Source organism: Pseudofulvimonas gallinarii (assembly GCF_004343305.1).
Taxonomy (GTDB): Bacteria; Pseudomonadota; Gammaproteobacteria; order Xanthomonadales; family UBA2363; genus Pseudofulvimonas; species Pseudofulvimonas gallinarii.
This window is the reverse complement of sequence record NZ_SMAF01000018.1, coordinates 1-26,174: the sequence shown is the minus strand read 5'-3', so window position 1 is coordinate 26,174 and position 26,174 is coordinate 1. Positions and strand designations below refer to the sequence as shown.

At 67.8% G+C, this 26,174-nt stretch carries 22 protein-coding genes; 8 read left to right on the top strand and 14 right to left on the bottom strand.

Annotated elements, in window-relative coordinates; genetic code table 11:
• Window positions 1–8: 8 nt before the first annotated feature.
• Both EDC25_RS11120 and ychF read right to left on the bottom strand, forming a co-directional pair.
• Complete coding sequence (locus EDC25_RS11120; RefSeq protein WP_123522815.1) at window positions 9–626, bottom strand: rhomboid family intramembrane serine protease; 618 nt, start codon at window positions 624–626, stop codon at window positions 9–11.
• A 1,043-nt stretch (window positions 627–1,669) separates the two neighbouring features.
• On the bottom strand, window positions 1,670–2,761 hold the full coding sequence (ychF, locus tag EDC25_RS11115; protein WP_123522782.1) for a redox-regulated ATPase YchF: 1,092 nt from the start codon (window positions 2,759–2,761) through the stop codon (window positions 1,670–1,672).
• A 186-nt stretch (window positions 2,762–2,947) separates the two neighbouring features.
• Here ychF and EDC25_RS11110 point away from each other — a divergent pair, with 186 nt between their 5' ends.
• Window positions 2,948–3,667 carry an HAD family hydrolase gene (locus tag EDC25_RS11110; RefSeq protein ID WP_123522781.1) on the top strand — a complete coding sequence of 240 codons (720 nt, stop codon included), beginning with the start codon at window positions 2,948–2,950 and terminating at the stop codon, window positions 3,665–3,667.
• A 49-nt stretch (window positions 3,668–3,716) separates the two neighbouring features.
• On the opposite strand, the gene EDC25_RS11105 is transcribed toward EDC25_RS11110, so the two are convergent.
• The 4 genes from EDC25_RS11105 to EDC25_RS11090 all read right to left on the bottom strand — a co-directional run bounded on the left by EDC25_RS11105 (window position 3,717) and on the right by EDC25_RS11090 (window position 8,532).
• Window positions 3,717–5,306 (bottom strand): right-handed parallel beta-helix repeat-containing protein, encoded by a 1,590-nt coding sequence (locus EDC25_RS11105; RefSeq protein ID WP_123522780.1) that lies wholly within the window; start codon window positions 5,304–5,306, stop codon window positions 3,717–3,719.
• A gap of 106 nt (window positions 5,307–5,412) precedes the next feature.
• Window positions 5,413–6,735: an amidohydrolase family protein gene (locus EDC25_RS11100; protein WP_164484131.1), complete on the bottom strand. Its 1,323-nt coding sequence runs from the start codon at window positions 6,733–6,735 to the stop codon at window positions 5,413–5,415.
• Window positions 6,732–8,129 (bottom strand): amidohydrolase, encoded by a 1,398-nt coding sequence (locus EDC25_RS11095; protein ID WP_123522779.1) that lies wholly within the window; start codon window positions 8,127–8,129, stop codon window positions 6,732–6,734. The genes EDC25_RS11100 and EDC25_RS11095 overlap by 4 nt, the downstream gene beginning before the upstream one ends.
• Before the next feature lie 166 nt (window positions 8,130–8,295).
• On the bottom strand, window positions 8,296–8,532 hold the full coding sequence (locus EDC25_RS11090) for a putative signal transducing protein (RefSeq protein ID WP_123522778.1): 237 nt from the start codon (window positions 8,530–8,532) through the stop codon (window positions 8,296–8,298).
• Between the two features lie 82 nt (window positions 8,533–8,614).
• On the opposite strand from EDC25_RS11090, the gene EDC25_RS11085 reads away from it, so the two are divergent.
• Window positions 8,615–9,301: a DUF2461 domain-containing protein gene (locus tag EDC25_RS11085; RefSeq protein ID WP_123522777.1), complete on the top strand. Its 687-nt coding sequence runs from the start codon at window positions 8,615–8,617 to the stop codon at window positions 9,299–9,301.
• A 734-nt stretch (window positions 9,302–10,035) separates the two neighbouring features.
• On the opposite strand, the gene greA is transcribed toward EDC25_RS11085, so the two are convergent.
• The 5 genes from greA to dapB form a co-directional block, all read right to left on the bottom strand.
• Complete coding sequence (gene greA / locus EDC25_RS11080) at window positions 10,036–10,500, bottom strand: transcription elongation factor GreA (protein WP_123522776.1); 465 nt, start codon at window positions 10,498–10,500, stop codon at window positions 10,036–10,038.
• Between the two features lie 11 nt (window positions 10,501–10,511).
• Entirely contained in the window at window positions 10,512–13,736 is a 3,225-nt protein-coding gene (gene carB, locus EDC25_RS11075; protein ID WP_132577515.1) for a carbamoyl-phosphate synthase large subunit, read from the bottom strand.
• Between the two features lie 5 nt (window positions 13,737–13,741).
• Complete coding sequence (locus EDC25_RS11070) at window positions 13,742–14,140, bottom strand: four helix bundle protein (protein WP_123522775.1); 399 nt, start codon at window positions 14,138–14,140, stop codon at window positions 13,742–13,744.
• Window positions 14,137–15,285 carry a glutamine-hydrolyzing carbamoyl-phosphate synthase small subunit gene (carA, locus tag EDC25_RS11065; protein ID WP_123522813.1) on the bottom strand — a complete coding sequence of 383 codons (1,149 nt, stop codon included), beginning with the start codon at window positions 15,283–15,285 and terminating at the stop codon, window positions 14,137–14,139. The genes EDC25_RS11070 and carA overlap by 4 nt, the downstream gene beginning before the upstream one ends.
• Window positions 15,286–15,447: 162 nt before the next feature.
• A complete protein-coding gene (dapB, locus tag EDC25_RS11060; protein WP_123522774.1) occupies window positions 15,448–16,248 on the bottom strand; it encodes a 4-hydroxy-tetrahydrodipicolinate reductase in 801 nt (266 codons plus the stop codon).
• A 75-nt stretch (window positions 16,249–16,323) separates the two neighbouring features.
• On the opposite strand from dapB, the gene EDC25_RS11055 reads away from it, so the two are divergent.
• On the top strand, window positions 16,324–16,689 hold the full coding sequence (locus EDC25_RS11055) for a hypothetical protein (protein WP_132577514.1): 366 nt from the start codon (window positions 16,324–16,326) through the stop codon (window positions 16,687–16,689).
• On the top strand, window positions 16,686–18,986 hold the full coding sequence (locus EDC25_RS11050) for a hypothetical protein (RefSeq protein WP_123522772.1): 2,301 nt from the start codon (window positions 16,686–16,688) through the stop codon (window positions 18,984–18,986). The genes EDC25_RS11055 and EDC25_RS11050 overlap by 4 nt, the downstream gene beginning before the upstream one ends.
• Before the next feature lie 108 nt (window positions 18,987–19,094).
• On the opposite strand, the gene EDC25_RS11045 is transcribed toward EDC25_RS11050, so the two are convergent.
• The 3 genes from EDC25_RS11045 to EDC25_RS11035 all read right to left on the bottom strand — a co-directional run bounded on the left by EDC25_RS11045 (window position 19,095) and on the right by EDC25_RS11035 (window position 20,948).
• Complete coding sequence (locus EDC25_RS11045) at window positions 19,095–20,102, bottom strand: isocitrate dehydrogenase (RefSeq protein ID WP_123522771.1); 1,008 nt, start codon at window positions 20,100–20,102, stop codon at window positions 19,095–19,097.
• Window positions 20,103–20,253: 151 nt separating this feature from the next.
• Window positions 20,254–20,508 carry a glutaredoxin 3 gene (gene grxC, locus EDC25_RS11040; RefSeq protein ID WP_123522770.1) on the bottom strand — a complete coding sequence of 85 codons (255 nt, stop codon included), beginning with the start codon at window positions 20,506–20,508 and terminating at the stop codon, window positions 20,254–20,256.
• A 71-nt stretch (window positions 20,509–20,579) separates the two neighbouring features.
• Entirely contained in the window at window positions 20,580–20,948 is a 369-nt protein-coding gene (locus EDC25_RS11035) for a TusE/DsrC/DsvC family sulfur relay protein (RefSeq protein ID WP_205985023.1), read from the bottom strand.
• A gap of 82 nt (window positions 20,949–21,030) precedes the next feature.
• Here EDC25_RS11035 and EDC25_RS11030 point away from each other — a divergent pair, with 82 nt between their 5' ends.
• From EDC25_RS11030 to EDC25_RS11015, 4 genes are all read left to right on the top strand, one after another.
• Window positions 21,031–22,530: a M48 family metalloprotease gene (locus EDC25_RS11030; protein ID WP_164484128.1), complete on the top strand. Its 1,500-nt coding sequence runs from the start codon at window positions 21,031–21,033 to the stop codon at window positions 22,528–22,530.
• A gap of 274 nt (window positions 22,531–22,804) precedes the next feature.
• Window positions 22,805–24,895, top strand: coding sequence for a polyphosphate kinase 1 (ppk1, locus tag EDC25_RS11025; protein ID WP_132577513.1), 2,091 nt, complete (start codon window positions 22,805–22,807; stop codon window positions 24,893–24,895).
• Window positions 24,896–25,199: 304 nt separating this feature from the next.
• On the top strand, window positions 25,200–25,745 hold the full coding sequence (locus tag EDC25_RS11020) for a hypothetical protein (RefSeq protein ID WP_132577512.1): 546 nt from the start codon (window positions 25,200–25,202) through the stop codon (window positions 25,743–25,745).
• Entirely contained in the window at window positions 25,706–26,008 is a 303-nt protein-coding gene (locus tag EDC25_RS11015; protein ID WP_132577511.1) for a helix-turn-helix domain-containing protein, read from the top strand. The genes EDC25_RS11020 and EDC25_RS11015 overlap by 40 nt, the downstream gene beginning before the upstream one ends.
• Window positions 26,009–26,174 lie beyond the last annotated feature (166 nt).

Genomic DNA, 26,174 nt, shown 5'->3' with positions numbered 1-26,174 from the left:
CGCCCTTCTCAGCCGGCCCAGCGCGGATGGGTCAGCTGCTCCCAGAAGATGAGCAGCACGCGCGGTTCCATCACCAGCATGAAGACGATGCCGTAGGCGGCACCCCAGAGGTGCGCGCTGTGGTTGATGTTGTCGCGCGCCTGACGCTCCGCCCACACCGACCAGCCGACATAGACGACCGCGAACACGATCGCCGGCGCCGGGATGAAGAACACGTAGAGCATCGCCCAGGGCTGCAGCAGGATGAAGGCGAACAGCACCGCCGATACCGCGCCGGATGCGCCAAGGCTGCGGTAACCGGGATTGTTCCGGTTCGCCAGGTAGCTGGGCAGGATCGACACCAGCAGGCCGCCGGCATAGAACAGCACGTAGCCGACGTCGCCGATCCGGCTGGCGAACACCGGCTCCATCACGCTGCCGAAGAAATACAGCGTGACCATGTTGAACAGCAGGTGCATGCCATCGCCGTGCACCAGGCCGTAGCTCAGCAAGCGGTAATACTGGCCGCCGCGCGATACCGCCGGCGGCCAGAGGATGAGGCGGTCAAGCAGGGCGTGGTCGCGGAACGCCACCAGCGAAACGCCGGCGGTGGCGATGATGAGGATCAGCGTCAGGGAAATATCCATGCCGGCATTGTGCGGCATGCGCCTCCCGGGCGTCGATCCGGTGCGCGAGTGCGGCACAGCCGGTCCATGTCCGCATGGCGCGGTGAAATTCGGCGCGGACGCGATCAGTGCGTGGCGGCCCTGGGCGCATGCCTTGGCTCGGCATGCCGGTGACAAACCCACATCCCGACAGCACGCGCATGACGCTGGATGCCCGCCTGCGCGGGCATGACAGGCTGGGAGACGTCGCTGGGCACCCGCCTGCGCGGGTTGACGGCGGAATGCGCACCACCGCGCTTGGCCCAAGACCCACAGCCCGACCGCATCAGCGTCCGCACCTTCGACCTGCGCGCGAATCCCTGTCGCCGCCAGTTTCGTCATGCGCAGGCTTCAGCCATACAGCCGGAATGCGCGTTGAGCTGCGACTTCCGCTGCGCACGAAAAGTGGCGGTGATTCGTCGCGTCGTCGTGCCGTTGACGTATAGCCGCTCCCCCGATGCCGTCATACCCGCGCAGGCGGGTATCCAGAATTCCTTGCGAAGACGCCCCGTTCGCGGGGATGCCCGCCTGCGCGGGCATGACGGCAGAATGCGCATCGCCGCGCCTGGCCCAAGACCCACAGCCCGACCGCATCAGCGTCCGCATCTTCGACCTGCGCGCGATCCCTGTCGCCGCCAATTTCGACATGCGCGGACTTCAGCCATACAGCCGGAAGGCGCATTGAGCTGCGACTTCCTCTGAGCACGAAAAATGGCGGTGATTCCTCGCTTCGTCGCCCCGTAGAGGACTCTCTGTGACCCCAATTCCGTCACACCCGCGCACGCGGGTATCCAGAATTCCGTGTGAAGAGGTCCCCGTTCGCTGGATGGCCGCCTTCGCGGGAATGACGGGCCGGGAGGCGTCGCGGGATGCGGAGCTCGCGGGCATGACGGGCTGGAGGCGTCGCCGGATGGTGACCCCGCGCGCATGACGGGCTTTGGAGGCGGCGCGGGATGCGGGCGGGCCGTGGACCGCTTGCGCGTGGCGCTGCTGTGACGGCGGGCGGCAACTGCCGCGCGGCGGCCTCAGACGTTGAAGCGGAAGTGCAGGATGTCGCCTTCCTGGACGATGTAGTCCTTGCCTTCCAGACGCAGGCGCCCCGCTTCCTTGCAGCCAGCCTCGCCCTTGTACTTGATGAAGTCGTCGTAGGCCATGGTCTCGGCGCGGATGAAGCCCTTCTCGAAATCGGTGTGGATCACGCCGGCGGCCTGCGGCGCGGTCGAGCCCTTCTTCACCGTCCAGGCGCGCACTTCCTTCACGCCTGCGGTGAAGTACGTCTGCAGGCCGAGCAGGCGGTAGCCGGCACGGATGACGCGGTTCAGGCCCGGCTCTTCCAGTCCGAGGTCTTCCAGGAAGGCCTGCTGGTCTTCGGGTTCCAGCTGCGCCAGCTCTTCCTCGATGGCGGCGCAGACCGGCACGACTTCGGCGCCCTCGCGCTCGGCACGCGCGCGCACGGCGTCGAGGTGCGGGTTGTTCTCGAAGCCGTCCTCGCGCACGTTGGCGATGTACATCAGCGGCTTCAGCGTCAGCAGGAACAGGTCGCGGACCAGCGCCTTCTCGTCTTCGTCGAGGCCAGCCGAACGTGCGGAGCCCCCTTCGTTGAGCACGGCCTGCAGCTTCTGCAGCACCGGGCGCTTGGCCAACGCTTCCTTGTCCTGCGCCTTGGCGGCACGCTCGACGCGGTTCAGCGCCTTTTCCACCGACTCCAGGTCGGCCAGCGCCAGTTCGGTATCAATGGTCTCGATGTCGGCGATCGGATCGACCTTGCCGGAGACGTGGACGATGTCGGAATGCTCGAAGCAGCGCACGACGTGCGCAATGGCGTCGGTTTCGCGGATGTTGGCCAGGAACTTGTTGCCCAGGCCTTCACCCTTCGACGCGCCTGCCACCAGGCCGGCGATATCGACGAACTCGACCGCGGTCGGGATCGTCTTCTGCGGCTTCACGATCTCCGCCAGCGCATCCAGGCGGGGATCGGGCACCGGCACCACGCCCACGTTCGGCTCGATGGTGCAGAACGGGAAGTTGGCGGCGGCGATGCCGGCCTTGGTGAGTGCGTTGAACAGGGTCGACTTGCCGACGTTCGGCAGGCCGACGATGCCGCATTGGATGCCCATGAGCGTGTGTCCGGAAGGAGATCAACGGCGCCGGGAGCCGGCGCGAAACCGCACATGATCGCGGGTCGGGGCCGGCTGGGCAAGTTCGCGGCATACCCGGGCGCATCCGGGATTCAGTTCGACGCCCAGGTCCGATGATGGCCGGCGGCCGCTGGTATCCTGCGCCGCCGCAACAGGAACACCACGATGGGCGCGATCAACTGGGTCGGCTTCGACGGCGACGACACGCTCTGGCGCAGCGAGGACTACTACCGCAAGGCCGAAGCGGGATTCCACGACATCCTCGGCCGCTACGTCGATCTCGACGAAAGCCGCAACGTCGACCACCTGCTGACCGTCGAGCGGCGCAACCTGAAGGTGTTCGGCTACGGCGCCAAGGGCATGACACTGTCGATGCTGGAAACGGCCATCGAGCTGAGCGGCGAGCGCATCAGCGCCGCACACCTGCGCGAGATCCTCGAGATCGGTCGCGCCACCCTGGAGCACCCCGTCGAACTGCTGCCGGGCATCCGCGAAGCGGTCGAAGCCATCGCAGGGCGCCACGAGATCGTCCTGATCACCAAGGGCGACCTGTTCCACCAGGAAGCGAAGATCGAACAGTCCGGCCTGGCCGACCTGTTCCACCGCATCGAGGTCGTTTCGGAAAAGGACACCCGGACCTACACGCGCGTGCTCGAGGAACTGGGCACCCAGCCGGACGGCTTCCTGATGATCGGCAACTCGCTGCGCTCGGACATCGAGCCGGTGATCCGGCTCGGCGGCTGGGGCGTGCACATGCCCTACCACGTCACCTGGGCACACGAGGCCGAGCACGGCCTGGACGAAGCATCACCGCGCCTGCTCACGGTCGAGAATCCGTCGCAGCTGCCGCAGGCGGTGGCGCAGATCGCCAGCCGCGCCGGCTGACCGGAAAAAAAAGGCGGCGGCCCGTCCGCTTGGGTCCGCCGCAAAACGATCATTCGAAGCTGTCGGCGAAGATCACGTCGGAACCGAACTCCCAGGCACCGATGTCGCTGCGTGCGGTACCGTCGCCATCGCCATCCAGCGGACGCGGCGTGCCGTCGATGTCATCGCCGACTTCCGCCAGCACCGGTCCGGTGTCGATGACGAGGTGGCTGTCCTCGGTCGGTCTCAGGTCCGCCGGTGGTCCGACGAGGTTCGCGGCTCCGGCCAGCCCCGCGGATTCCAGGGTCGGCCATGCGGCGCGGAACGCCGGCAGCGTGGCGTGCGTGCTGCCGCCGACGCTGGCGACGGCGCCGACGCCGGCATAGAGGTTGTGGTCCAGCCCGATGCTGCCAGCCACTGCCGCCGAACCCAGTCGGACATGGGCAACGCCGGCGTCGGCCTGGCCCCAGAGGTTCCCGGTGACGCGCAGGCCGGGACGTGCCGGGCCGTACACGCTGAGCGCGTGCTTGCCGGCCGTCGCCCAGACGGTGTTGTGTGCGATCAGCACGTCGTCCAGCGGATCCGGCGACACGGCGATCAGGCCATCGGCGCCGGCGCCGAAGGGCGCGGACGGCACCGGCGGGCTGTCCTCGCCGATGACGTTGTTGACGACGCGAAGGCGATGGGTGCCGATCGTGCCGCCACCGGACTGGTCCTGGATGGTGATGCCGCCGACCGACTGGGTGATCTCGTTGCCTTCGATGCGCAGGTCGAAGCAGCCGCCGGCATCGTCGCCGCCGACATTGATCGGCGTCAGCCAGATCTCGCGGAAGCGGTTGTGCATCACCACGGTGTCGGCATTGGCGCGCAGCTTGAGTCCGCCGACCGAGCGACTGAGCGTGTTGCCGGCGATGACATGGCCGCTGCCGCCGTGGACGTAGAGGTTCCAGGCGAAGAAGGAACGGTCGCCTGCGTTGTGGTCGATCAGGTTGTTGCGGATGGTGGCCGACGAGCCGAGCACGTAGACGCCGGGGCCGCCGTCGGCCTCCCCGGCCAGCGCGAAGTTGTTGAACACGATCGATTCTTCCAGCGTCACCCGGTCGGCCTGGATGTTGATGCCGGAGAGGAAGCCGCGGACGTCGATCGCTCGCAGGACGATGTCCGAAGGCCGGTGCGGATGGAAACCTTCCAGCACCAGGACGCCGTCGCCGCGCGAGCCGGCCGGCGCCGTCGACTGGAATTGCAGGTCGGCGATCTCGACGTGGCGGCTGGCGCGGTCGGCATCGCCGCGGACGACCAGCGCCGGACTGGCGCCGGTGATCACCAGGCTCGGCGCGGCGCCGGTGCCGTAGGCATGCAGCCGGACCGGCTGCGCCGCCGTGCCCTGCGTGCGATGGATCATCAGGCCGCTGCCACCGGTCCAGACATCACCGCGGCGCAGGCGCACGTCGTCGCCGGGGCCGGCGGCGGCAAGCAACGTCTGTGCGGCCGCAAGGCTGCGTTTGGGACCATCGGTGCCGGCGCCATTGGGCTCGGCGAGCAGGCCGCTCCAGGCGTCGTTGCCCAGGCTTTCCGAGATGTACCAGGTGGCGGCCGTGGCGTGCTGGCCACTACAGGCCAGCGACACGACCAGCATCGAACGGATCCAGCGCTGCGTCATCCCCTTCTCCCTGACGGTTATCGGGGACGCCAGCGCAAAATCCGGCGCGATCACGCCACCCGAAGTGGCGTGCGCAGTCTGCGCGGCCCACAGGCCACGCGATCCGTCAATGCGTGTAGGCGCGCGGCAGCGGACCGGCCGGCTTCAGGTAACGGTCGCGCAGCTCGGTCTGCCGCGAACGCATGGAAGCGGGCTTGCCGTCGAACCAGACCTGCCGGGCGAAGGTCGTCACTTCCAGCGGGTCGCCCGACCATAGCACCAGGTCGGCGCGCTGGCCCACGGTGATGCGACCGACCTGGTCGGCGACACCGAAGGTCTCCGCCGGCACGCGCGTGAGGCCGGCCAGCGCCGCCTCCCAGGGCAGGCCGTTGGCGACGGCGTTGCCGGCCACCTGGCGGATCTTGCGGGCGTTGTGGGTGGCGTCGCCGCTCTGCGTGAAAGCCACCGGCACGCCGGCGGCATGCAGTCGCGCCGCGTTGTCCAGGCGCGCGCCGAGGCGGTCGAAACTGCCCGGCAGGTTTTCCAGCGCATCGAGCAGCACCGGCACCTTCGCGCGCGCCAGCTCGTCGGCCACCACCCAGGCTTCGACGCCGCCGGCGATTACCGGCTCGAAGCCGCTGCGCTGCGCCAGTGCGATCGCCTGGCGGATGTCGGCGGCGCGATCGACGTGGAAGACGACGCGGCCACCGCGCGCGTAACGCATCAGCGTTTCGCGACCCAGCGGCGTCAGCAGGCCGTGGCCCGGCACCATCGACACCATGCCGGCGGCGGGCGCCGGCCGAGCCTCGCGCAAGGCCTGTTCCAGCAGCATGTACTGCGCTGCGCGGCTGCCCCCGGCAAGCGCCTTGGAATCGCTGCCGAGGTCGATGAACAGGCTGCGTCCCGCTTCCAGCGCCGCGTCGAAGCTGCCATCAAGGCGCACCGCCGCGCCCTGCCCGGCGACGAAACTGCCGCCCGGCATCGCGTTCGGTGCCAGCACGGTCCAGCCGATGCCGGCGACGCGATTGACGCCGATCGCCGCCGAACGCGGATTGAAGGCCGGCAACAGGTCGAACTCCGGACGCCAGTCCGGTTCGATCGCCGGCACGGTGCCGGGCCCGTTGAGCGCGACGCTGTGGTCGACCGTTTCCGCCTCGCCCGACACTTCCTCGACGCCGAGGCCACTGAGGCCGCCAAACAGCGTCGGCGTCAGTTCCAGTCCGGCGGCATCGAACACCGGCACGCCTGCGGGCGCGGCGACATCGGCAGCCACGGCGCGGATCACACCGCCGCGCACCAGCACGTCGGCGCGTTCAAGGGTGCCGGCCTCGGAGGCGGTATGCACGCGCGCGCCCTTGATCAGCACGTCCTGCGCGCGCAGCGTGCCGGCGGTGAAGGCGGTTGCGATGCCGAAGGCCAGCGCGGCCAGCGTTGCGGTCGAACGGATCACGGCTGCACCTCCTGGCCGAGCATGAAATCGCTGACCGGTCGACGCGTCGCATCGCTGCGGTCGTACACCAGCGCACCGTCGATGAAGACCTGGTCGGCCTGCGCATAGACGCTGAATGGATCGCGGTTCCAGATCACGACGTCGGCCATCTTGCCGGCCTCCAGCGTGCCGGTGTGTGCATCGATGCCGAGCGCCTTCGCCGCGTTCTGCGTCAGCCAGCGGATCGCCCGCTCCGGTGCGATCTCGAGACCGACCTGGCGGGCGTGGCCCATGACCTTGCCGGCTTCCTGGTTGAGGCGCTGGATGCCCTCGGACGAATCCGAATGCACGATGGCGCAGCCGTTCGCCGGCCGGTCCACCAGCAGCAGGTTCTCGTTGATGGCGTCGTAGGCTTCCATCTTGAAGCCCCACCAGTCGGCCCACAGCGCGCCGCAGACGCCTTCCTCGGCCAGGCGGTCGGCGAGCTTGTAGGCCTCGACGCCATGGTGGAAGGCGGAAATGCGGAATTCGAATTCGCGCGCCAGGTCCAGCATCACGGCCATCTCGTCGGCGCGATAGCAGTGGATGTGCACGAGGATGTCGCCGTCGAGCACGCCCGCCAGCGTTTCCAGTCGCAGATCGCGCTTCGGCGGCGTCGCCGGCGCGCCACCGCTCTCAGCGCCACGGCGGTTGCCCGTGCCCTCGCGCTGGCGCCGCTCCCAGGCCTGCCAGTTGCGACGGTATTCCTGCGCCTCCTGGAACTGCGCGCGGTAGGCGGCGACGTTGCCCATGCGCGTCATCGGCGCCTGGCCCTTGCCGCCGTAGAAGCGCTTGGGATTCTCGCCGCAGGCCATCTTCAGTCCCTGCGGTGCATCGGGGAACTTCATCGCCTGGTAGCTTTCCGCCGCGACGTTCTTCAGCGTCACGCCGCGACCACCGATCAGGTTGCCGGAGCCCGGCAGGATCTGCATCGCCGTCACGCCGCCGGCGAGCGCCGCGCCGAAGCCGGGATCCTGTGGCCATACGGCGTGCTCGGCCCAGACATGCGCCGTCACCGGATTGACCATCTCGTTGCCGTCGGAATGCGCGCGCATGCCCGGCGAGGGGTACACGCCCAGGTGCGAATGCACGTCGATGATGCCCGGCGTGATCCAGCGGCCCGTGGCATCGACTTCGACCGCGCCGGCCGGCGCACGCACGCCCTTGCCGACGCGCTCGATGCGCCCGTTGACGATGAGGACGTCGCCGCCTTCGATGCGCTCGCCATTGCCGACCAGCACCGTCGCGTTGCGCAGTACCGTGGTCGACGAGGGCAAGGGTTCGTAGGTGCTGTCCCACGCCTTGCGTTCCGACGCCTGCGCTGCCGTGGCTGCGACCAGCCCGAGCAGCACCGCGCCAACGAAAATCCGCTGCATGCCGATCTCTCCCGTATCAGGTCGCCAACGCTAACCGGAATGGCCGCCGGACGGATAGCTGCGCGCACGGGTGCCGGCCGAGGCGAGGCCGGAAATCGGCAAGGCGACCGCGCAGGGATCGTCCAGTCACACGACCCCGTCCCGCCCGGGCGCGGCCGCGCCGGCCTCAGGCTTCGAATTCCGCTTCCGAACCGTCGAACATGCCCTGCTCGGCCAGCAGGCGCCAGGCATCGTCCGCGCGCGCCGGATCAACCATCAACGCGTAAAGCCCGTACACCGGCAGCTCGCCGATGCCGCCGGCAAGATGTTCGCCGGCCAGATGGCAGGCGATGCCGTGCGCCTCCAGCAGCTGCCGCGCCAGTTGCCCTTCGATGAGACTGCCCGGTCGCCAGATCACCTGCATGCGGACAGCCTACAGCCGCAGAGGCCGGCCGTGTGCGCGGAACCGTTTGACAGGCCGTCGGACGTCTCGCACCGTAGGATGCATGTCCAAGGCCTGGCTCGACCCGTCCGTATTCCGCTTCCTGCGCGAACTGGCGCGCAACAACAACCGCGAGTGGTTCCTTGCCCACAAGGAACGCTATGAGCAGTCCGCGCGTGAGCCGGCGTTGCGGCTGGTCGGCGCCCTGTCCGGGCCGTTGCTGGATGTCAGTCCACACTTCGTCGCCAACCCCGCGAAGGTCGGCGGCTCGCTCTTCCGCATCCAGCGCGACACCCGTTTCCATCGCGGCGGTGAACCGTACAAGCCCTGGCTGGGCATCCGCCTGTACCACGAGCGCCGGCGCGACGTGCACGCACCCTCGTTCTACATCCACATCCAGCCCGGCGCCTGCTTCATCGCTGCCGGCCTGTGGCGGCCGGAACCACCCGTGCTCAAGCAGGTCCGCGAATTCATCGCCGACAACCCGGAAGCCTGGCGCAAGGCCGCGCATGGGCCCGCCTTCCGCCGCGACTTCCACCTCGGCGGCGAAAGCCTCACCCGTCCGCCCAGGGGCTATCCGGCCGACCATCCGCTGATCGACGACCTCAAGCGCAAGGACTTCATCGCCGTGCACGAGTTCGCCGACAGCGAAGTGCTCGCCCCGGCCTTCGACCGCTTCCTGATGAGCCGCGTCAAACGCCTGGCCCCGCTCGTCGACTACCTCTGCGCCGCCCTCGACCTCGACTTCTGATGCCATCCCGCAAATCGCCGGATAGCTGGTTTGCCCGCCCCGGGGTTCATCGAAGCGCTCAAGTTGGTCGCGCCTGGCCAGGTCGGCGATCCAGAATGCACCTGCAAGCCCTATGTGCGGCCATGCACGTCGGGCCGAAGAACACTGGGCTCCCGCCTCCGCGGGTGCGACGCGTGGAAACCGCAAGCCATGCGGCAGCAGCCAAACCACCGGAAAGCGGCCGGCCCACGGCCTCCCGCTTCAACTTCCCGGGCAGTCCGACGCACCGGCTGTGGGCGGGCCGGACGCCCCGCGCACCAGCGTCGCCATCGGGCCCTGGTGTGCAGGGCGTAAACTCGCGCCGAAGGCACCCTTGGCTTCGGGGCGGTGGCGGGAACGGCCGGTTGCAACTTCGCCTACGGCTTCCTCGCCTGGCGCCCGGTGCGCGGCGACTTCTCCACTGGCGACCTCACCTTCCTCGCGTAAGCGGGCTTGTCGGGGTCTGCGCAGCGGGGGTAGGGATGCCCGCGTGGCGGGCCGCCCGGGAGCCGCGGCGTTGCCATGGAAATGCGCCTCGGCACGCCGCGGGTACGGGACTACATCCGCGGCGATTGTGCCCCCATTCTTTCGCTGCCTGCTCCGGCGCAAGCAGCAATCGGGGAGCCGGGCGCCAGGGCGGGCGCAGGAACAGCTTCCCGACGGCAAAGGCCGCCGGCAAAACCGGTCCGGAGGGCGCGACAGCGCCCCCGAAAACCTCAGAGGTAACGCACTCCGACGATCTCGTAGCTGCGCGTCCCGCCCGGCACGACGATCTCCACCGTGTCGCCCTCGTGCTTGCCGATCAGGGCCCGCGCCACCGGCGACGTCACCGAGATCCAGCCCTGCTTGATGTCGGCTTCGAGCTCGCCGACGATCTGGTAGGTGATCTCGGTATCGTCGTTGTCGAGATCGACCAGATCGATGGTCGCACCGAAGACGATCCGCGAACCAGCCGAGAGCTTGGCCGGATCGATGACTTCGGCATGCGACAACGAGGCCTCGAGTTCCTTGATCCGGCCCTCGATGAATCCCTGCTGCTCGCGGGCGGCGTGGTATTCGGCGTTCTCCTTGAGGTCACCGTGCGCACGCGCTTCCGCGATGGCGTTGATGACCGCCGGCCGCTTCACCGACTTGAGCTCTTCCAGCTCTTCGCGCAGGCGCTGGACGCCGCGCACGGTCATGGGTACTCGACTCATCCCTGCAATGTCCTGTGCAATTCCTGGAGCGAATGTACCGGGCCAGCCCCATCGTGGTCGAGCGCCCCGACCAGCGCGCGCGCGCCCGCCACCGTCGTGGAATAGGTGATCCGGTGCTGCAGCGCCTCGCGCCGGATCGAGAACGAGTCGGCGATGGCCTGTTTGCCTTCGGTGGTGTTGATGATATAGGCGATCTCGCCGTTCTTGATCAGGTCGACGATGTGCGGCCGGCCTTCGAGCACCTTGTTGATCATCTCGCACTCCAGGCCCTGGGCGCGCAGGAAGTCGCAGGTGCCGCTGGTGGCGACCAGCGTGAAGCCACGGCCGACCAGTTCGCGGGCGACTTCGCCGGCGCGCGACTTGTCTCCGTCACGGACGCTGATGAACACCTTGCCCGGCTTCGGCAGGCGGATGCCGGCCGCTTCCAGCGAGCGCGCGAAGGCTTCCGGGAAGGTCGCGCCGACGCCCATGATCTCGCCGGTGGAACGCATTTCCGGGCCGAGGATCGGATCGACGCCCTGGAACTTCGCGAACGGGAAGATCGCTTCCTTGATCGAGAAGTACGGCGGCACGATTTCCTGCGTCGCGCCCTGTTCGGCCAGCGTGCGGCCGGCCATGCAGCGCGCGGCGATCTTCGCCAGCGGGCGGCCGGTCGCCTTGGAGACGAACGGCACCGTGCGCGAGGCGCGCGGATTCACTTCCAGTACGAAGATGTCTTCGCCCTGCACCGCGAACTGCGTGTTCATCAGGCCGACGACGTTGAGCGCCCGCGCCATTTCGCGCACCTGGCGACGCAGCTCGTCCTGGACCGCCGCCGACAGCGAATGCACCGGCAGCGAACAGGAGCTGTCGCCGGAATGCACGCCGGCTTCCTCGATGTGTTCCATGAGGCCGCCGATCAGCGTGGCGCCGCTGGCATCGGCGATGAGGTCGACGTCGACCTCGATGGCGTGGTCGAGGAAACGGTCGAGCAGCACCGGCGAATCGTCGGACACCTTCACGGCATCGCGGATGTAGCGGGCCAGGTCGGCGTCGGAATGCACGACTTCCATGGCGCGGCCGCCGAGCACGTAGCTGGGTCGCACCACCAGCGGATAGCCGATCTCCCCGGCCAGCGCCAGCGCCTGCTCGGCGTTGCGCGCGGTACGGTTGGGCGGCTGACGCAGGCCGAGCTTCTCGATCAGCTGCTGGAAACGCTCGCGGTCTTCGGCCAGGTCGATGGAGTCCGGGGAGGTGCCGATGATCGGCACGCCGGCCGCTTCCAGCGCGCGCGCCAGCTTCAGCGGCGTCTGGCCGCCGTACTGCACGATCACGCCCTGGGGCTTTTCGACCTCGACGATTTCCAGCACGTCCTCGAGCGTCAGCGGCTCGAAGTACAGGCGGTCGGAGGTGTCGTAGTCGGTGGACACGGTTTCCGGGTTGCAGTTGACCATGATGGTCTCGAACCCGTCTTCGCGCAGCGCCAGCGCGGCGTGCACGCAGCAGTAGTCGAACTCGATGCCCTGTCCGATCCGGTTCGGGCCACCGCCGAGCACCATGATCTTGCGCCGATCGGATGGCGCCGCCTCGCACTCCTCGTCATAGCAGGAATACAGGTAGGCGGTGGTGCTGGCGAATTCGGCGGCGCAGCTGTCGACGCGCTTGTACACCGGGCGGACACCATAGGCGCGGCGCAGCTGGCGGATCGCCGCCTCGTCGGTGCCGGTGAGCTTCGCCAGGCGGCGGTCGGAGAAACCCTTGCGCTTGAGCGCGCGCAACGCCGCCGCATCCAGCGCACCCAGCCCGCCCAGGCGGACGTCCTGCTCGCTGTGGATCAGGTCCTCGATCTCGGCCAGGAACCAGGGATCGATGCGCGTCAGCGCGTGGATCTCCTCGGCCGACAGTCCGGCGCGGAAGGCATCGGCGACATGGAACAGGCGATCCGCGCCAGGTTCGCGCAGCTGCCGGCGCAGTTCCACCAGCGCTTCGTCGTCGAAGCTTTCACTGCGCGGATTCAGGCCATCGACGCCGATTTCCAGGCCACGCAGCGCCTTCTGCAGCGATTCCTGGAAGCTCCGGCCGATCGCCATGACCTCGCCCACCGACTTCATCTGCGTCGTCAGGCGCGCATCGGCGGTCGGGAACTTCTCGAAGGCGAAGCGCGGGATCTTGGTGACGATGTAGTCGATCGTCGGTTCGAAGCTGGCCGGGGTCGCGCCGCCGGTGATCTCGTTGCGCAGCTCGTCCAGCGTGTAGCCGATCGCCAGCTTGGCGGCGACCTTGGCGATCGGGAAGCCGGTCGCCTTCGACGCCAGCGCCGACGAGCGCGAGACGCGTGGGTTCATTTCGATGACGACGACGCGGCCGGTCTGCGCGTTGACGCCGAACTGGACATTCGAACCGCCGGTATCGACGCCGATCTTGCGCAGCACGGCAATGGAGGCGTCGCGCAGGCGCTGGTATTCCTTGTCGGTGAGCGTCAGTGCCGGGGCCACGGTGATCGAGTCGCCGGTATGCACGCCCATCGGATCGAGGTTCTCGATGGAGCAGACGATGATGCAGTTGTCCGCCTTGTCGCGGACCACTTCCATCTCGAATTCCTTCCAGCCCAGCACCGATTCCTCGACCAGGATCTCGCCGACCGGCGACAGTTCCAGGCCGCGGCGGGCGATCTCCTCGAACTCCTCGCGGTTGTAGGCGATGCCGCCGCCAGTACCGCCGAGCGTGAAGCTGGGACGGATGATGGTCGGGAAGCCGACTTCGGCCTGGATCGCCACCGCCTCTTCGAAGCTGCGCGCGATCTGCGCCTTCGGGCATTCCAGTCCGATCTGTGCCATCGCCTGGCGGAACAGCTCGCGGTCCTCGGCCATGCGGATGGCTTCGCGCGAGGCGCCGATCAGCTCGACGCCGTACTGTTCGAGGATGCCGGCATCGGCGAGGTCGAGCGCGCAATTCAATGCGGTCTGGCCGCCCATGGTCGGCAGCAGCGCGTCGGGGCGTTCCTTGGCGATGATCTGCTCGACGACGCGACGGTTGATCGGCTCGATGTAGACCGCATCGGCGGTCTCCGGATCGGTCATGATCGTGGCCGGGTTGGAGTTCACCAGGATGACCCGGTAACCCTCGGCCTTCAGCGCCTTGCAGGCCTGGGCGCCGGAGTAGTCGAACTCGCAGGCCTGGCCGATCACGATCGGACCGGCGCCGATGACCAGGATGGATTGGATGTCGGTACGTTTTGGCATGGGAGTTACCGCGATTGCGAACCGGAAACGGCCCTGTCGGCCTCGAGTTTCCGGCTCAACGCCTGATGGAGCCTGAGCAGCATCCGGCCTACCCTGTCGGCCAGCGCCAGGGACTCGTCGATCATTGCGGGGTCGCCGGTCACCCGCTCGCGAACGCGAAGCAGCTCGGCCTTCACCGTTGTGCAGGCGTCCTGCGCGCCGGCCAGCCGGGTGGCGAATTCCTGCAGGCAGCCGCTGGAATGGCCCTGCGCCACCGCATCGGGCACCGAGGCGGCGGCGGTGCGCAGCGTCGCTGCCGTGTCCTCGTGTTCGCCCTTATCGAAGGCGGTCGCGACGAGGTGGACGGTGCTGGCCATGCGCATGGCGACCTGCCAGACCTCCAGTTCGCGGAAATGGACGCTCACCGAGCCGCCCCCGTGTCCCTGTGCGCCTGCATCAGGTCGACGAAGCGCTGGAACAGCCCGGCGACGTCGGTCGGACCGGGGCTCGCCTCGGGATGGCCCTGGAACGAGAATGCCGGCGTATCGGTCAGGGCGATGCCCTGGTTGGAGCCGTCGAACAGCGAACGGTGCGTCACGCGCACGTTGCTCGGCAGCGTCGCCTCGTCGATGGCGAAGCCATGGTTCTGGCTGGAGATCATCACCTTGCCGGTATCGAGGTCGACGACCGGATGGTTGGCGCCGTGGTGGCCGAACTTCATCTTCGCCGTCTTCGCGCCGGCGGCCAGGCCCAGCAGCTGGTGGCCCAGGCAGATGCCGAACACCGGCAGCCTGCGCGCGAGGAACGCGCGGATGGCGTTGATGGCGTAGTCGCAGGGCGCCGGATCACCGGGGCCGTTCGACAGGAAGACGCCATCCGGCTGCAGCGCCAGCACGTCTTCAGCCGGCGTCTGTGCCGGCACCACCGTCAGGCGGCAGCCGCGGTCGGCGAGCAGGCGCAGGATGTTCTGCTTGACCCCGAAGTCGTAGGCGACGACGTGGAAGCGCCCGTCACTGCTGCGGAAAGCGCGGCGGTCAAGGTCATAGCTGCCTTCGGCCCACGGATAGCGGGCGCGGGCGCTGACGACCTTCGCCAGGTCCATGCCGGACAGGCCGGGGAAGCCGCGCGCCGCGGCGAGCGCGGACTCGACCTCTTCCGCTTCGCTGCCGGCTACGATGCAGCCGTTCTGGGCACCCTTCTCGCGCAGCAGCCGCGTCAGGCGGCGCGTGTCGACACCGGCGATGCCGACGATGCCGTTGTCGCGCAGGTAATCCTGCAGGCTGCGCTCGCTGCGCCAGTTGCTGGCGATGCGCGAGGCATCGCGGATGACCAGCCCGGCGGCATGCACCGCCGTGGATTCGGCGTCGGCGGCATTGACGCCGGTGTTGCCGATCTGGGGAAAGGTCAGGGTGACGATCTGCCGGCTGTAGGACGGATCGGTCAGGATTTCCTGATAACCGGTGATGGCGGTGTTGAACACCACCTCGCCGGAACTGCGACCGGCGGCGCCGATCGATTGGCCGCGGAAGACACTGCCGTCTTCCAGGACCAGAATGGCTGATTCGCTCACATGTTCGCCTTGGCGTAGGTGCGACAAGACCCGCGGGCTGCCGATGAGGCCGTCCGTGGGCAGGTGGTTCGGGCGAAGCGGAATGATACGGTGCAAGACCCCGACTGTCACGCTGGAAACAGCGTCGTTTCGTCTTGCCTATGCGCCGTATGGCGCCGCGGTTCAGTCCAGCGTGTCGTCGATCGCGTACAGGCCCGGCGCCTGTGCCGCCAGCCAGCGCGCCGCATGCACGGCTCCGCGGGCGAAAATCGCACGGTCCGTCGCGCGATGGCCGAGTTCAAGCCGCTCGCCGGCAACGGCCAGCAAGACGGTGTGTTCGCCGACGATGTCGCCGGCACGCAGGCTGGCAAAGCCGATCTCACCGGCCTGGCGGGCCCGGTCGCGGTCGTGGCGGTCGTGGACGGCAAGCTCGTCGAGCGTACGGCCGCGGGCCGCTGCCAGCACCCGGCCCAGCGCCAGCGCGGTCCCGGAAGGTGCATCGCGCTTGCCGGCGTGGTGGGCTTCAAGGATTTCCGCGTCCCAGCCGGGCAGGCTGCGGGCCGCGTCCGCGACCAGGCGCGACAGCACCGCCACGCCCAGAGAGAAATTCGCCGCCCACAGCAGCGGGATCTCGACGGCGGCTGAAGACAGCCGCGCATGTTGCTGATCGTCCAGCCCCGTCGTGCCGGACACCAGTGCGACCCGGTGGCCGACGCACCACTCCAGCACGGCATCGAAGGCACTGGCGTGGCTGAAATCGACAACCACACGCGGCGGCGCCGCCACATCACCGGTTGCAGCGAAACGGCGCCTCGACCCCGGCACCGGCAGACCGAACGAAACGGAATCTTCACGAACCCAGGCGCCGACCAGTTCCAGATCGGCATGCGTGGCGACGACATCGAGCAGCTGGCGCCCCATGCGCCCGCTTGCGCCGGCGACCACCAGCGGCAGCACGTCTGATGCGGGAAATGTCGGGTTCATGCTGCGGCTCGCGAATAACGGTGAGGCATTGTCAGTGCTGCACACACTACCGGCAAGCCAGCCAGGCCATGCGTATTGCACGCGTTGGTGGGCGGGTGTTTTTCACAATACACTGCCGGTCACATTCACACGAAACAGGAGGGATCGGCGATGACCCGATGGTCGACAATCGCTTCAGCTGCGCTGGTGCTCGCAAGCGCCAGCGCCATGGCCACGGAAATCCGGCACATCCAGCCGCGCAGCCAGCCGCTGATCCAGGGCGGTCCGGCGGAAGTCGCAAAACGCGCACCGGAAAAGCGTGGCAACCGTGCAACGCCATCGCCGGTCCTGATCGATCATGTCGCCACGATCACCGCGGACGGATCCCTGGAGACCGGCTGTGACAACCGGGCCCTACGTGATTTCCGCAACCTGAAGGCCGACGCCGGAGGCACGCAATGACCGCCCGCTCCCTCCTCCGCCTGTGCGCCGGCTCGCTGCTGCTGGCCGGCAGCAGCGCCGGCCTGTCGGCCCAGACGCTGCTCGCGCCGGACACCACCCACCGCTTCACGCTGCCCAGCGGCCACGTCACCAACGAACTGGCGGTGGATGTCCCGGCCAACGCGCGACAGCTGCACATCACCGCCGAAGGTCCGGAGAACGGCGATATCGACCTGCTCCTGCGCTATGGCGGCGCCTTTCCCGACGGCACCGCGAACCTGGGTGGGCCGGAGTGGCTGTACGAACATGCGCATTACGTGTCCATGAGCCCGGGATCTTCGGAAAGGCTCACCGTCACCCGCAGCCAGAAGCAGCCGCTGCGCGCCGGCCGCTGGTACCTCTCGGTTATCAACTACAGCGGTGGCGCCGCGCAGATCGACGTGCGCGCCAGCTTGAGCACCCAGGAGCCGGGCCCGGTCAACATCGAAGCGGTCTTCGACGACGAAGAAGGCTGTGCCGACCGCGGCGCCACCACCACGCCGTGGTTCGACAGCACATCCGCCACGCCGATCCAGGGCAACAATGGAACCACACTGGGCGCCCAGCGCCGCAACGCGTTCCTGCATGCCGTGTCGAAACTGCGCGAGGACCTGACCGGCGTCGCCGACCTGCGCATCCGCGCCTGCTGGGCCAATCTCGGCGGTGAATCCAACCGTGCCACCCTCGCAAGCGCCAGTCCCACCTATGTCGTCCGCGATGACGGCGCATGGTGGTACGACAACAATGCGCCCACGAACACGGTCTGGTCGATGCCGTTCCTGGACAGCCGCTACAGCTGGTACACCGTCGCGGGCGCGGCCCAGCGCGCCGGTACCGAGTTCTGCCGCTACGCCAGCAACCACTGCGGAGAGGCGGACATCTTCATCCAGTTCAATACCGATATCGACGGCGCCACGGCACTTGGAAATCGCCGCTTCCACTACGGCTTCAATGCGCCGGAGGGCAACAACCTCGACTTCGTCAGCACCGCGATGCATGAGATCGGGCACGGACTCGGCTTTGTCAGCCTGTACAGCAACAGCGATGACAACGAGACGCCCGCAGGCACCCGATTCAGGGGTTACGACGACGTCTTCTCCGACTCGGTGGTCGCCATGCGCGACAACGTACCGGTTCCGATCAACACCCTCGGCCCGGCCGAAATCCGTGAAGCGCTGACCTCCAATCTGGGCCTGCGCTGGGCGGATGCCGCGGCGGCGGCGTCGCCCTTGAACCCGTGGCGCGATCGCGCGTTCCCGGCCAACCTGCCGGCGCTCTATGCGCCGCCGGAGATGTCCGCCGGCTCGACGATGTCGCATATCAGTGACCTGATGCCGCAGTCGCTGATGCAGCCCTTCAACACCGGTGCGCTGCGCACGCTGGGTCTGGCAGCCCCCATGCTGTCCGCAGTCGGCTGGCGGACGCAGGCGAACACGGACATCCCGGCGGTGCCGCTGCCCTACGGTGGACAGTGGTTCGACCCGGCGCGCAGCGGCCATGGCCTGGACCTGCATCGTCTCGCCGGCAGCGAGGACATCTATGTCATGGTTCTCTATACCTTCGATGCCCAGGGCCAGCCGGAGTGGTACACCGCCTCCGGCCGGATCATCGACGGCATCTTCCTGCCCGGCAACGCCGTCAACGGACACAGCCTGCAGCGCGTGCGCTATACGAACATCGACACCATTCCGATGGAACGCGCGCTGGATGATTCCGTCCCCGGGCAGGTGCGTATCGACTTCGGCGCCGATGCGGCCAAGGCCGCCGCCTGCCGCGACGGCACCAGCCGCAATGGTCCGGTCGCGCTGATGACCTTCTCGCTGGGCGAGGAGCGCAACATGAAGTGGTGCCTGAGCCAGATCACCCCGCGTGGCAATCGTCCGGCGACGGACTTCACCGGCCACCGCTACGGCGAAGGCGATGTCGGTTGGGGGCTCACCACCATGGGCTTCAACACGGCCCAGGGCGATGGCCTGTTCTCGATCCTGTATTTCCCGGATGGCGCGGGCAACCCGCGCTGGGCGGCGGCGCAGGTCGACGACTTCGAGACCGGCGTGCCGCAGCCCGTTTACCAGATCCAGGGTTATTGCCGCACCTGCCCGAAACCGGACAGCAACCCGGCAACGCAGATCGGCACGATCACCCTCGACCTGGCCGATCCGGCCAGCGCCAACGGCGGCGCCGACATCGACGTGCAGTTCAACGGCGGGGCCGGTGGCCGCTTCACCCGTAGCGGCTCGGTGCTGCGGCTGCTGGCGGATGCCGGCGACGACGACTGAGCACGGACGTCCCGGAAAACGAAAAGGGCCGGCGGTGGAAACCGCCGGCCCTTCTTCATTCCTGTCCGGGGTGGGCTGGCCGTCTGTCCGGGCGCAACCCGGGCACGCTCAGCGCACGCGTTCGGCCAGCGCCTCGGCGAAGCTGCGCGTCGAACCGGTGCCGCCCAGGTCGGGCGTGACGCGATCCTTGGCCTCCACCACCGAACGGATCGCGCCACGAAGGCGCTGTGCCTGCCCGGACAGCCCGAGGTGGTCGAGCATCTGTCCGGCGCCCAGCAGCAGCGCGCAGGGGTTGGCGATGCCCTTGCCGGCAATGTCCGGCGCCGAGCCGTGGACGGCCTCGAAGATCGCCGCGTCGCTGCCGATGTTCGCGCCCGGCGCCAGGCCGAGGCCGCCGACAAGGCCGGCACACAGGTCGGAGATGATGTCGCCGAACAGGTTGGTGGTGACGATGACATCGAACTGGTGCGGGTTCATCACCAGCTGCATGCAGGTGTTGTCGACGATCATCTCGTTGCAGGTGATCTCCGGGTAATCCGCGGCGATCTCGCGCGCCACGTTGAGGAACAGCCCCGACGTGGTCTTCATGATGTTGGCCTTGTGCACCACCGTGACCTTCTTTCGGCCGGTGGACCTGGCCAGGTCGAAGGCATAGCGGACGATGCGCTCGGAACCGCGGCGGGTTACGCGGATCAGCGACTGCGCGGTCTGGCCGTCCGGCGACAGCACCTGGCCCTCGGCGCCGTAGGCACCTTCGGTGTTCTCGCGCACGGTGATGATGTCGATGTCCTCGTAGCGCGCCTTCGTGCCCGGGAACGTGATCGCGGGGCGGACGTTCGCATACAGGTCGAAGCGCTTGCGCAATTCGACGTTGATCGAACTGAAGCCCTCGCCCACCGGCGTGGTCAGCGGCCCCTTCAGCGCCACCTTGTGGCGGCTGATCGCATCCAACGTCTCCGGCGGCAGCAGGCTGCCCTGTGCTTCCAGCGCGCACAGGCCGGCATCGACGAATTCGTATTCCAGCCCGCAGCCCAGCGCATCCAGCACATGCAGGGTGGCGTCCATGATCTCGGGGCCAATACCGTCACCCTTGATGACGGCAATCGTGTTCTTCATGAAGTTCTCCGGAAATTCGGGGCGGATCCAGCGCCGCCCCGTTCAATACGGAATTATCGGCGATCCATGCATGCCGATGTAAGACGACAGTCCGCGGCCGCGTCAGGCCGACGCAGCAGCGAGTCAGGTCCGGTGCAGGCGCGAGCCCGGATCAGGCGGCGAGGATCTCGGCGAGCCGACCGCTGCGGTCCGCGGCGACCAGGTCGTCGAAGCCGCCGACATGGGTATCGCCGAAGAAGATCTGCGGCACGCTGGTACGCTTGGCACGCGACAGCATTTCCTCGCGCCGCGCCGGATCCAGGTCGATGCGGACTTCCTCGTAGTCGATGCCCTTGCTGCGCAGGAAGTTCTTGGCCGCCACGCAGTACGGGCAGATCGCCGTGGAATACAGGGTCGCCTTGCTCATGCCTTCGCCAATGGTCTGGTATGCAGGTGAATCAGCATACCGGCATTCGGCGAACGGCCCGAGGCGTCCATTCAGATACAGCTGGTCGGCCGCGGCAGTCCCGCGTAACGCGCCGCCTGCTTCGCCGGACCCTGCGGAAACAGCCGGTACAGCGCGCGGCTGTCCGCCCGCTCGCTGCCCAGGACGCGAGCGACTTCCCTGACCAGCAGCCGCATCGCCGGCGCCTGCCCATGCTCACCGTGGTAGTCGCGCAGCAGGTCCAGCACCTGCCAGTGCGCGGCCTCCAGCCGGATGCCGTCGGCCGCAGCCATCGCCTCGGCCAGCGTGCGATCCCAGTCCGCCGGATCGAGCAGGTAACCACGCGCGTCGACGGCAACGATGCGGTCCCCGAAGGTCAGCATCCGTGCCTGCTGCGACTGTTCTGGCGCCTTGGAAGTCATCTGCGGAACTGAATGAACAATGAGGGAACCCGATCCCGCCGGCCGGGTCCGAGGGGACTTGGACAGCCGCTATGATCGCCCGGTGCGCACCCTTCTATCGCTCATTATAGGCAGCGTGGCCTGGCTGGCCGCGCCATCGCTCCCGGCCCAGGACTTCACCCTGCCCGACCTTGGCTCGTCGGCGGAATCGCTGGCGACGCCGGAGGAGCTGCGCCGCTACGGTCGCCAGCTGCTCGGCTCGTTCCGGCAGGCCGGCCTGCTCTTCGACGATCCGCTGCTCGACGAATACATCGAGACGCTGGGCTATCGCCTGGTGGCGCATGGCCGCCGGCCCGACCAGCACTTCAAGTTTTTTTTGATCCGCGACCGCACCGTCAACGCCTTCGCCGCGCCGGGCGGCTATATCGGCACCTATGCCGGCATGGTGCTGCTGACCGAGCGCGAGGACGAGCTGGCCGCGGTCCTGGCGCACGAAGTCGCGCACATCACCCAGAACCACACCCTGCGCGGCGCCGAATCGGCCAGCAAGGCCTCGCTTCCGATCATGCTTGGCATGCTGGCGGCGATGGTCGCCGCCAGCCAGAGCAGCAGTTCCAGCAGTGGCGATGCGGCTCAGGCCGCGATCATGGGTGGCATGGGCCTGATGCAGCAGGCACAGATCAACTACACCCGCGCCAACGAATACGAGGCCGACCGCATCGGCATCCAGACGCTGGCCGGCGCCGGCTTCGATCCATTCGCACAGGCCGACGTCTGGGTGCGCATGAGCCGCTTCGCGCGCAACTACGGCGTCTCGCCGCCGGAAATCCTGCGCACCCACCCGTTCGAAAGCACGCGCATCGTCGAGGCCAAGGCGCGCGCAGAGGGTATGACCGTGGTCCCGCGGCAGGACACGGTCGGGTCCGGCCATGACGGGCGCTACGAACTGTTCCGGGAACGCCTGCGCATCCTGACCAACGGCAGCAGCCGCGACCTGGTCGGCTATTACCGCGACCGCCTGGATGCCGACCCGGACAGCATCTACGACCGCTACGGGCTGGCGTTGGCGCTGTCGCAGCGCGACAGTTTCAACGAGGCGACCCGCCTCGCCACCGGACTGGTCGAAGCGCACCCGGATACGCTCGCCTTCGCACTGCTGCTGGCAGACATCGACGGGCGCAATGGCCGGGAAGCGCAGGCCCTGGCCCGCTACCGCGAGCTCAACACCCGCCATCCCGATCGCGCTGCCATCCTGGCGCCGTATGCCGAGCTGCTGCTCAAGCACGGCGACGTCGATGACGCGACGCTGGCGGCGAACCTGCTGCGTCCGCTGATCGACCGCGACACCGACCACGCCAAGCTCTACGCGCTGATCGGCCGCGCCTACGAGATCAGTGGCGACGAAAACCGCGCCGCCGAGGCACATGCACTGTCGGCCGCCTACAACGGCCGCTTCGAGGATTCACTGGTACAGTTCGAGCGCCTGCAGCGCCGCTCCGATCTCGACTACTACCAGCGTGCGCGCGTCCAGGCCCGCATCACCGAGCTGATGCCGATCGTCCTGGAGATCCGCCGGCGGCCGTCCAGCGCAAGCCGCGGTTGATGCGCCGCCCGGTGACCGGAGCCGCCCCATCGTCACCGGCCTGGCGCACGCCGGTCGCGATACCGGCCTCGGCGTTGGCGGCGGCGCCACGCCACGGCACCCCTGCGCTTGCGCTCCCCGATCGCGCGGGCCGCCATCCGCGTCGCCGCCAGCCAGGGGCCGGCCGCGGCGGGCGCCGGCAACAAAGCGGTCCATGCCACCCGCGCCTGCCCGCCGCAACGGCGGCGGCAATCATGGAACAATCCAGCCAGGGCAGCCTGTTTCCCGGATCGCGATGAACCACACCAGCAGCCACGCCGTTGAACCCGACCTGCGCGATCCCGCGCTCTACATCAGCCGCGAGCTGTCATCGCTGGAGTTCAACGCCCGTGTCCTGGCGCAGGCCGAGGATCCCTCGGTGCCGCTGCTGGAACGGCTGCGCTACCTCTGCATCACCTGCACCAACCTCGACGAGTTCTTCGAAATCCGTGCCGCCACCGTCCTCGAACAGAAGACGCTGGGGGTGGGCAGCACCGGACCGGACGGCCTGGCGCCCGAGGAAACCCTGGCCCGCCTTCGCCAGCGCGTGCTGGAACTCGTGGAAACGCAGTACGCGCTGTGGAACACGGTGCTGCAGCCCGCGCTGGCCGAACAGGGCATCCGCTTCCTGGCCCGCGACCGCTGGACGCCGGAGCAGCGCGATTGGCTGCGCGACCATTTCCGCCGCGAGATCCTGCCGGTACTGTCGCCACTGGGCCTGGACCCGGCGCACCCGTTCCCGCGCATCCTCAACAAGAGCCTCAACTTCGCGGTTTCGCTCAACGGCCGTGACGCATTCGGTCGCGACGCCGACATGGCGCTGGTGCGCGCGCCGCGCTCTCTGCCGCGCCTGATCCGGGTGCCGTCCCCGATTGCCGACGCCGAATACGGCTTCGTCTTCCTGTCGGCGATGCTGGCCGCCTTCATGGACGAGCTGTTCCCCGGCATGCAGGTGACCGGTTCCTACCAGTTCCGCGTCACCCGCAACGGTGAGCTGCTGGTCGACGAGGCCGATGCCGAGAACCTCGCCCTGGCGCTGAAGGACGAACTGCGCGAGCGCGGTTTCGCGCGCGCCGTCCGCCTGGAAGTCGTCGACAACTGCCCGGACGGCATCATCGATTTCCTCACCGTCCACTTCGAGCTGGACGAGTCGGCCGTCTATCGCTGCGACGGGCCGGTCAACCTCAACCGTGTCGCGGCAATCTACGACCTGGTCGCCCGGCCCGACCTCAAGTTCGCCAAGTTCCAGCCACGCATGGCCCCGACGCTCGCCGACGGCGACAGCGTGTTCGACGTCATCGCACGCCGTGACATCCTGCTGCACCATCCCTTCGACAGTTTCGCCACCGTGGTGGAGCTGCTCCGTGAGGCCGCGCACGATCCGGCCGTGCTCGCCATCAAGCAGACCCTGTACCGCGCCGGCATCGACTCGCCGATCGTGCAGCACCTGGTGGAGGCGGCACGCAACGGCAAGGACGTCACCGTCGTCGTCGAACTGCGCGCCCGGTTCGACGAGGAAGCCAACATCCAGCTCGCCAACCGCCTGCAGGAAGCCGGCGTGCAGGTCGTATACGGCGTGGTCGGATTCAAGACGCATGCGAAGCTGATGCTTATCGTCCGGCACGAACCCGGCGGCCTGCGCCGCTATGTCCACTTCGGCACCGGCAACTACCACCCCGGCACGGCCAAGGGCTACACCGACCTGGGGCTGTTGACCGGCCATCCCGACCTTGGCGAAGACGCCAGCAAACTTTTCCAGCAGCTCTCCGGCCTGGGCTCCGGCATCCAGCTCAGGCGCCTGCTGCAGGCACCCTTCACGCTGCACAGCGGCCTGGTCGAACGCATCGAGCGGGAAGCCGCCAACGCCCGCGCCGGGCGGCCCGCGGGCATCCGCGCCAAGCTCAACGCCCTGACCGAGCCGGGCATCATCGAAGCGCTGTACAAGGCCTCCCAGGCGGGCGTCCCGATCGACCTCATCGTCCGCGGCGCCTGCGCACTGCGACCGGGCCTGCCCGGCATTTCCGGGAACATCCGCGTGCGCTCCATCATCGGGCGCTTCCTGGAGCACTCGCGCGTGTACTGGTTCGCCAACGACGGAGCCCCCGAACTGTTCTGTGCCAGCGCCGACTGGATGGAACGCAACCTCCTGCGCCGCATCGAGGTCGCCTTCCCGATCCTCGACGGGGCGGTCGCCGACCGGGTCATCGCCGAGTGCCTGGACAACTACCTGGCCGACAATGTCCAGGCATGGGAGCTGCACGCCGACGGTCGATATTCGCGCGCCGAGCGCGGAAACGACCCGCCGCACGGCGCACAGCAGCAACTTCTTACAAATCTTTACAGTTGACGGAACCCGCCAGGGTCGTCCAGACCGGACGCGTGGCGGAAATTTGACGCCCTCGTTAAAGCGTGAGCGATGTCATCTTCGGCATCGCCGTTCCCGGACACTTTCAGACAGCTCCGTCCATAAATGGGCGACCGTTCCGCATTGCGCAATCCCGTCCATCCGGTGCATTCCTTTTCTCGCCGCGAAGAGAAAAGCAATGAGATTCACTCACAACAAAATCCGACTGGACAGACGCAAGAAAGAATGAGACAAGACCCGGCGTTGTGTGTCCTTTAGACCAACCTATCTGCAAGGAGGCAGGTAAATGTCAGGTGACGGAAGCAGAGTCTCGACACTTGTCATTTCGGTATCCGCATTGACCGAGCGTGAGCGCGCGAACCTGCGTTGCACCACGCTGCTCGCCAAGTCCAAACTCTCCGCCGCCTGGCGGATCAGCGACATCGACAGTGAATCGCACTGCCGTTTCGTCGTGCCGGAAAATGGCTGTCGCGAAGGACACATCGAATTCAGCAGCCCGGCTGACGGCTCGACCGTGCTGGTCGAAGTGGACTGGCCGTTGACGGAAGCGTCGCTGGTCAGGGCGCTGAACATGACCAGCGACCGGCTCGGCCACAGCGACACGGCGATCAATCCGCGCACCAGCTGGATCAATTCGCTGCGCCGGCGCGCGACGCCGAAACCGCGACCGGCCACCGACCATCGCGAAGGCGTGCGTTCGATCGGCAGCTACCTGCGCCGATTCGGTCTCATTGTCTTGCCCCCAGGTCCCTGGACCCGATGGAATGTTAGCCAACCATCGAGGAGCGAGGCATGGGACGCAAGAGCGAGGTACCTGCGGACAAGCGCGTAGAGCTGGTCCTGGCGCTGTTGAGGAAGGAGGAGCCTGCGGCGCAGATCGCCCGGCGGGCCGGGGTCAGCGAGCAGACGGTCTATCGATGGCGAGACGAGTTCATCTCGGGTGGCAAGGCGCAGCTTGCCGGCAAGAGTAGCGATGCAGTTGCCTCCAAGGAACTGGCAAAGCTGCAACGCGAGATCGAGTCGCGGGAGCAGGTGATCGGGGAGCTGACGATAGCGAACCGCATCCTAAAAAAACTCTCGGGCCCGTCGCTCTGACTGCGGAGCTGCGGGCCATGATCGAAGCAGATAAGGGGTCGGCGCGGCTGAAGGCTCTGCTGGGCGCGATCGGGGTGGCGGCGTCGAGCTGGTACCACTCCCCGGCCGCCGAGCCGAAGCGTCCAGGGCCGGCACCGCGGCCACTGGATGAGGCGCTGAAGGCCAC

Excerpts from the sequence above, each read along its gene's own strand:
- EDC25_RS11015 (WP_132577511.1), top strand. The coding sequence starts at position 25,706 with ATGGGACGCAAGAGCGAGGTACCTGCGGACAAGCGCGTAGAGCTGGTC.
- EDC25_RS11090 (WP_123522778.1), bottom strand. The coding sequence starts at position 8,532 with ATGCAGGTGATCTGGCGACCGGGCAGTCTCATCGAAGGGCAACTGGCG.
- EDC25_RS11120 (WP_123522815.1), bottom strand. The coding sequence starts at position 626 with ATGGATATTTCCCTGACGCTGATCCTCATCATCGCCACCGCCGGCGTT.
- EDC25_RS11050 (WP_123522772.1), top strand. The coding sequence starts at position 16,686 with ATGACCGCCCGCTCCCTCCTCCGCCTGTGCGCCGGCTCGCTGCTGCTG.
- greA (WP_123522776.1), bottom strand. The coding sequence starts at position 10,500 with ATGACCGTGCGCGGCGTCCAGCGCCTGCGCGAAGAGCTGGAAGAGCTC.
- dapB (WP_123522774.1), bottom strand. The coding sequence starts at position 16,248 with ATGAACCCGACATTTCCCGCATCAGACGTGCTGCCGCTGGTGGTCGCC.
- EDC25_RS11110 (WP_123522781.1), top strand. The coding sequence starts at position 2,948 with ATGGGCGCGATCAACTGGGTCGGCTTCGACGGCGACGACACGCTCTGG.
- EDC25_RS11045 (WP_123522771.1), bottom strand. The coding sequence starts at position 20,102 with ATGAAGAACACGATTGCCGTCATCAAGGGTGACGGTATTGGCCCCGAG.
- carB (WP_132577515.1), bottom strand. The coding sequence starts at position 13,736 with ATGCCAAAACGTACCGACATCCAATCCATCCTGGTCATCGGCGCCGGT.
- ppk1 (WP_132577513.1), top strand. The coding sequence starts at position 22,805 with ATGAACCACACCAGCAGCCACGCCGTTGAACCCGACCTGCGCGATCCC.
- EDC25_RS11035 (WP_205985023.1), bottom strand. The coding sequence starts at position 20,948 with ATGACTTCCAAGGCGCCAGAACAGTCGCAGCAGGCACGGATGCTGACC.
- EDC25_RS11095 (WP_123522779.1), bottom strand. The coding sequence starts at position 8,129 with ATGCAGCGGATTTTCGTTGGCGCGGTGCTGCTCGGGCTGGTCGCAGCC.
- EDC25_RS11020 (WP_132577512.1), top strand. The coding sequence starts at position 25,200 with ATGTCAGGTGACGGAAGCAGAGTCTCGACACTTGTCATTTCGGTATCC.
- EDC25_RS11105 (WP_123522780.1), bottom strand. The coding sequence starts at position 5,306 with ATGACGCAGCGCTGGATCCGTTCGATGCTGGTCGTGTCGCTGGCCTGT.
- grxC (WP_123522770.1), bottom strand. The coding sequence starts at position 20,508 with ATGAGCAAGGCGACCCTGTATTCCACGGCGATCTGCCCGTACTGCGTG.
- EDC25_RS11085 (WP_123522777.1), top strand. The coding sequence starts at position 8,615 with ATGTCCAAGGCCTGGCTCGACCCGTCCGTATTCCGCTTCCTGCGCGAA.
- ychF (WP_123522782.1), bottom strand. The coding sequence starts at position 2,761 with ATGGGCATCCAATGCGGCATCGTCGGCCTGCCGAACGTCGGCAAGTCG.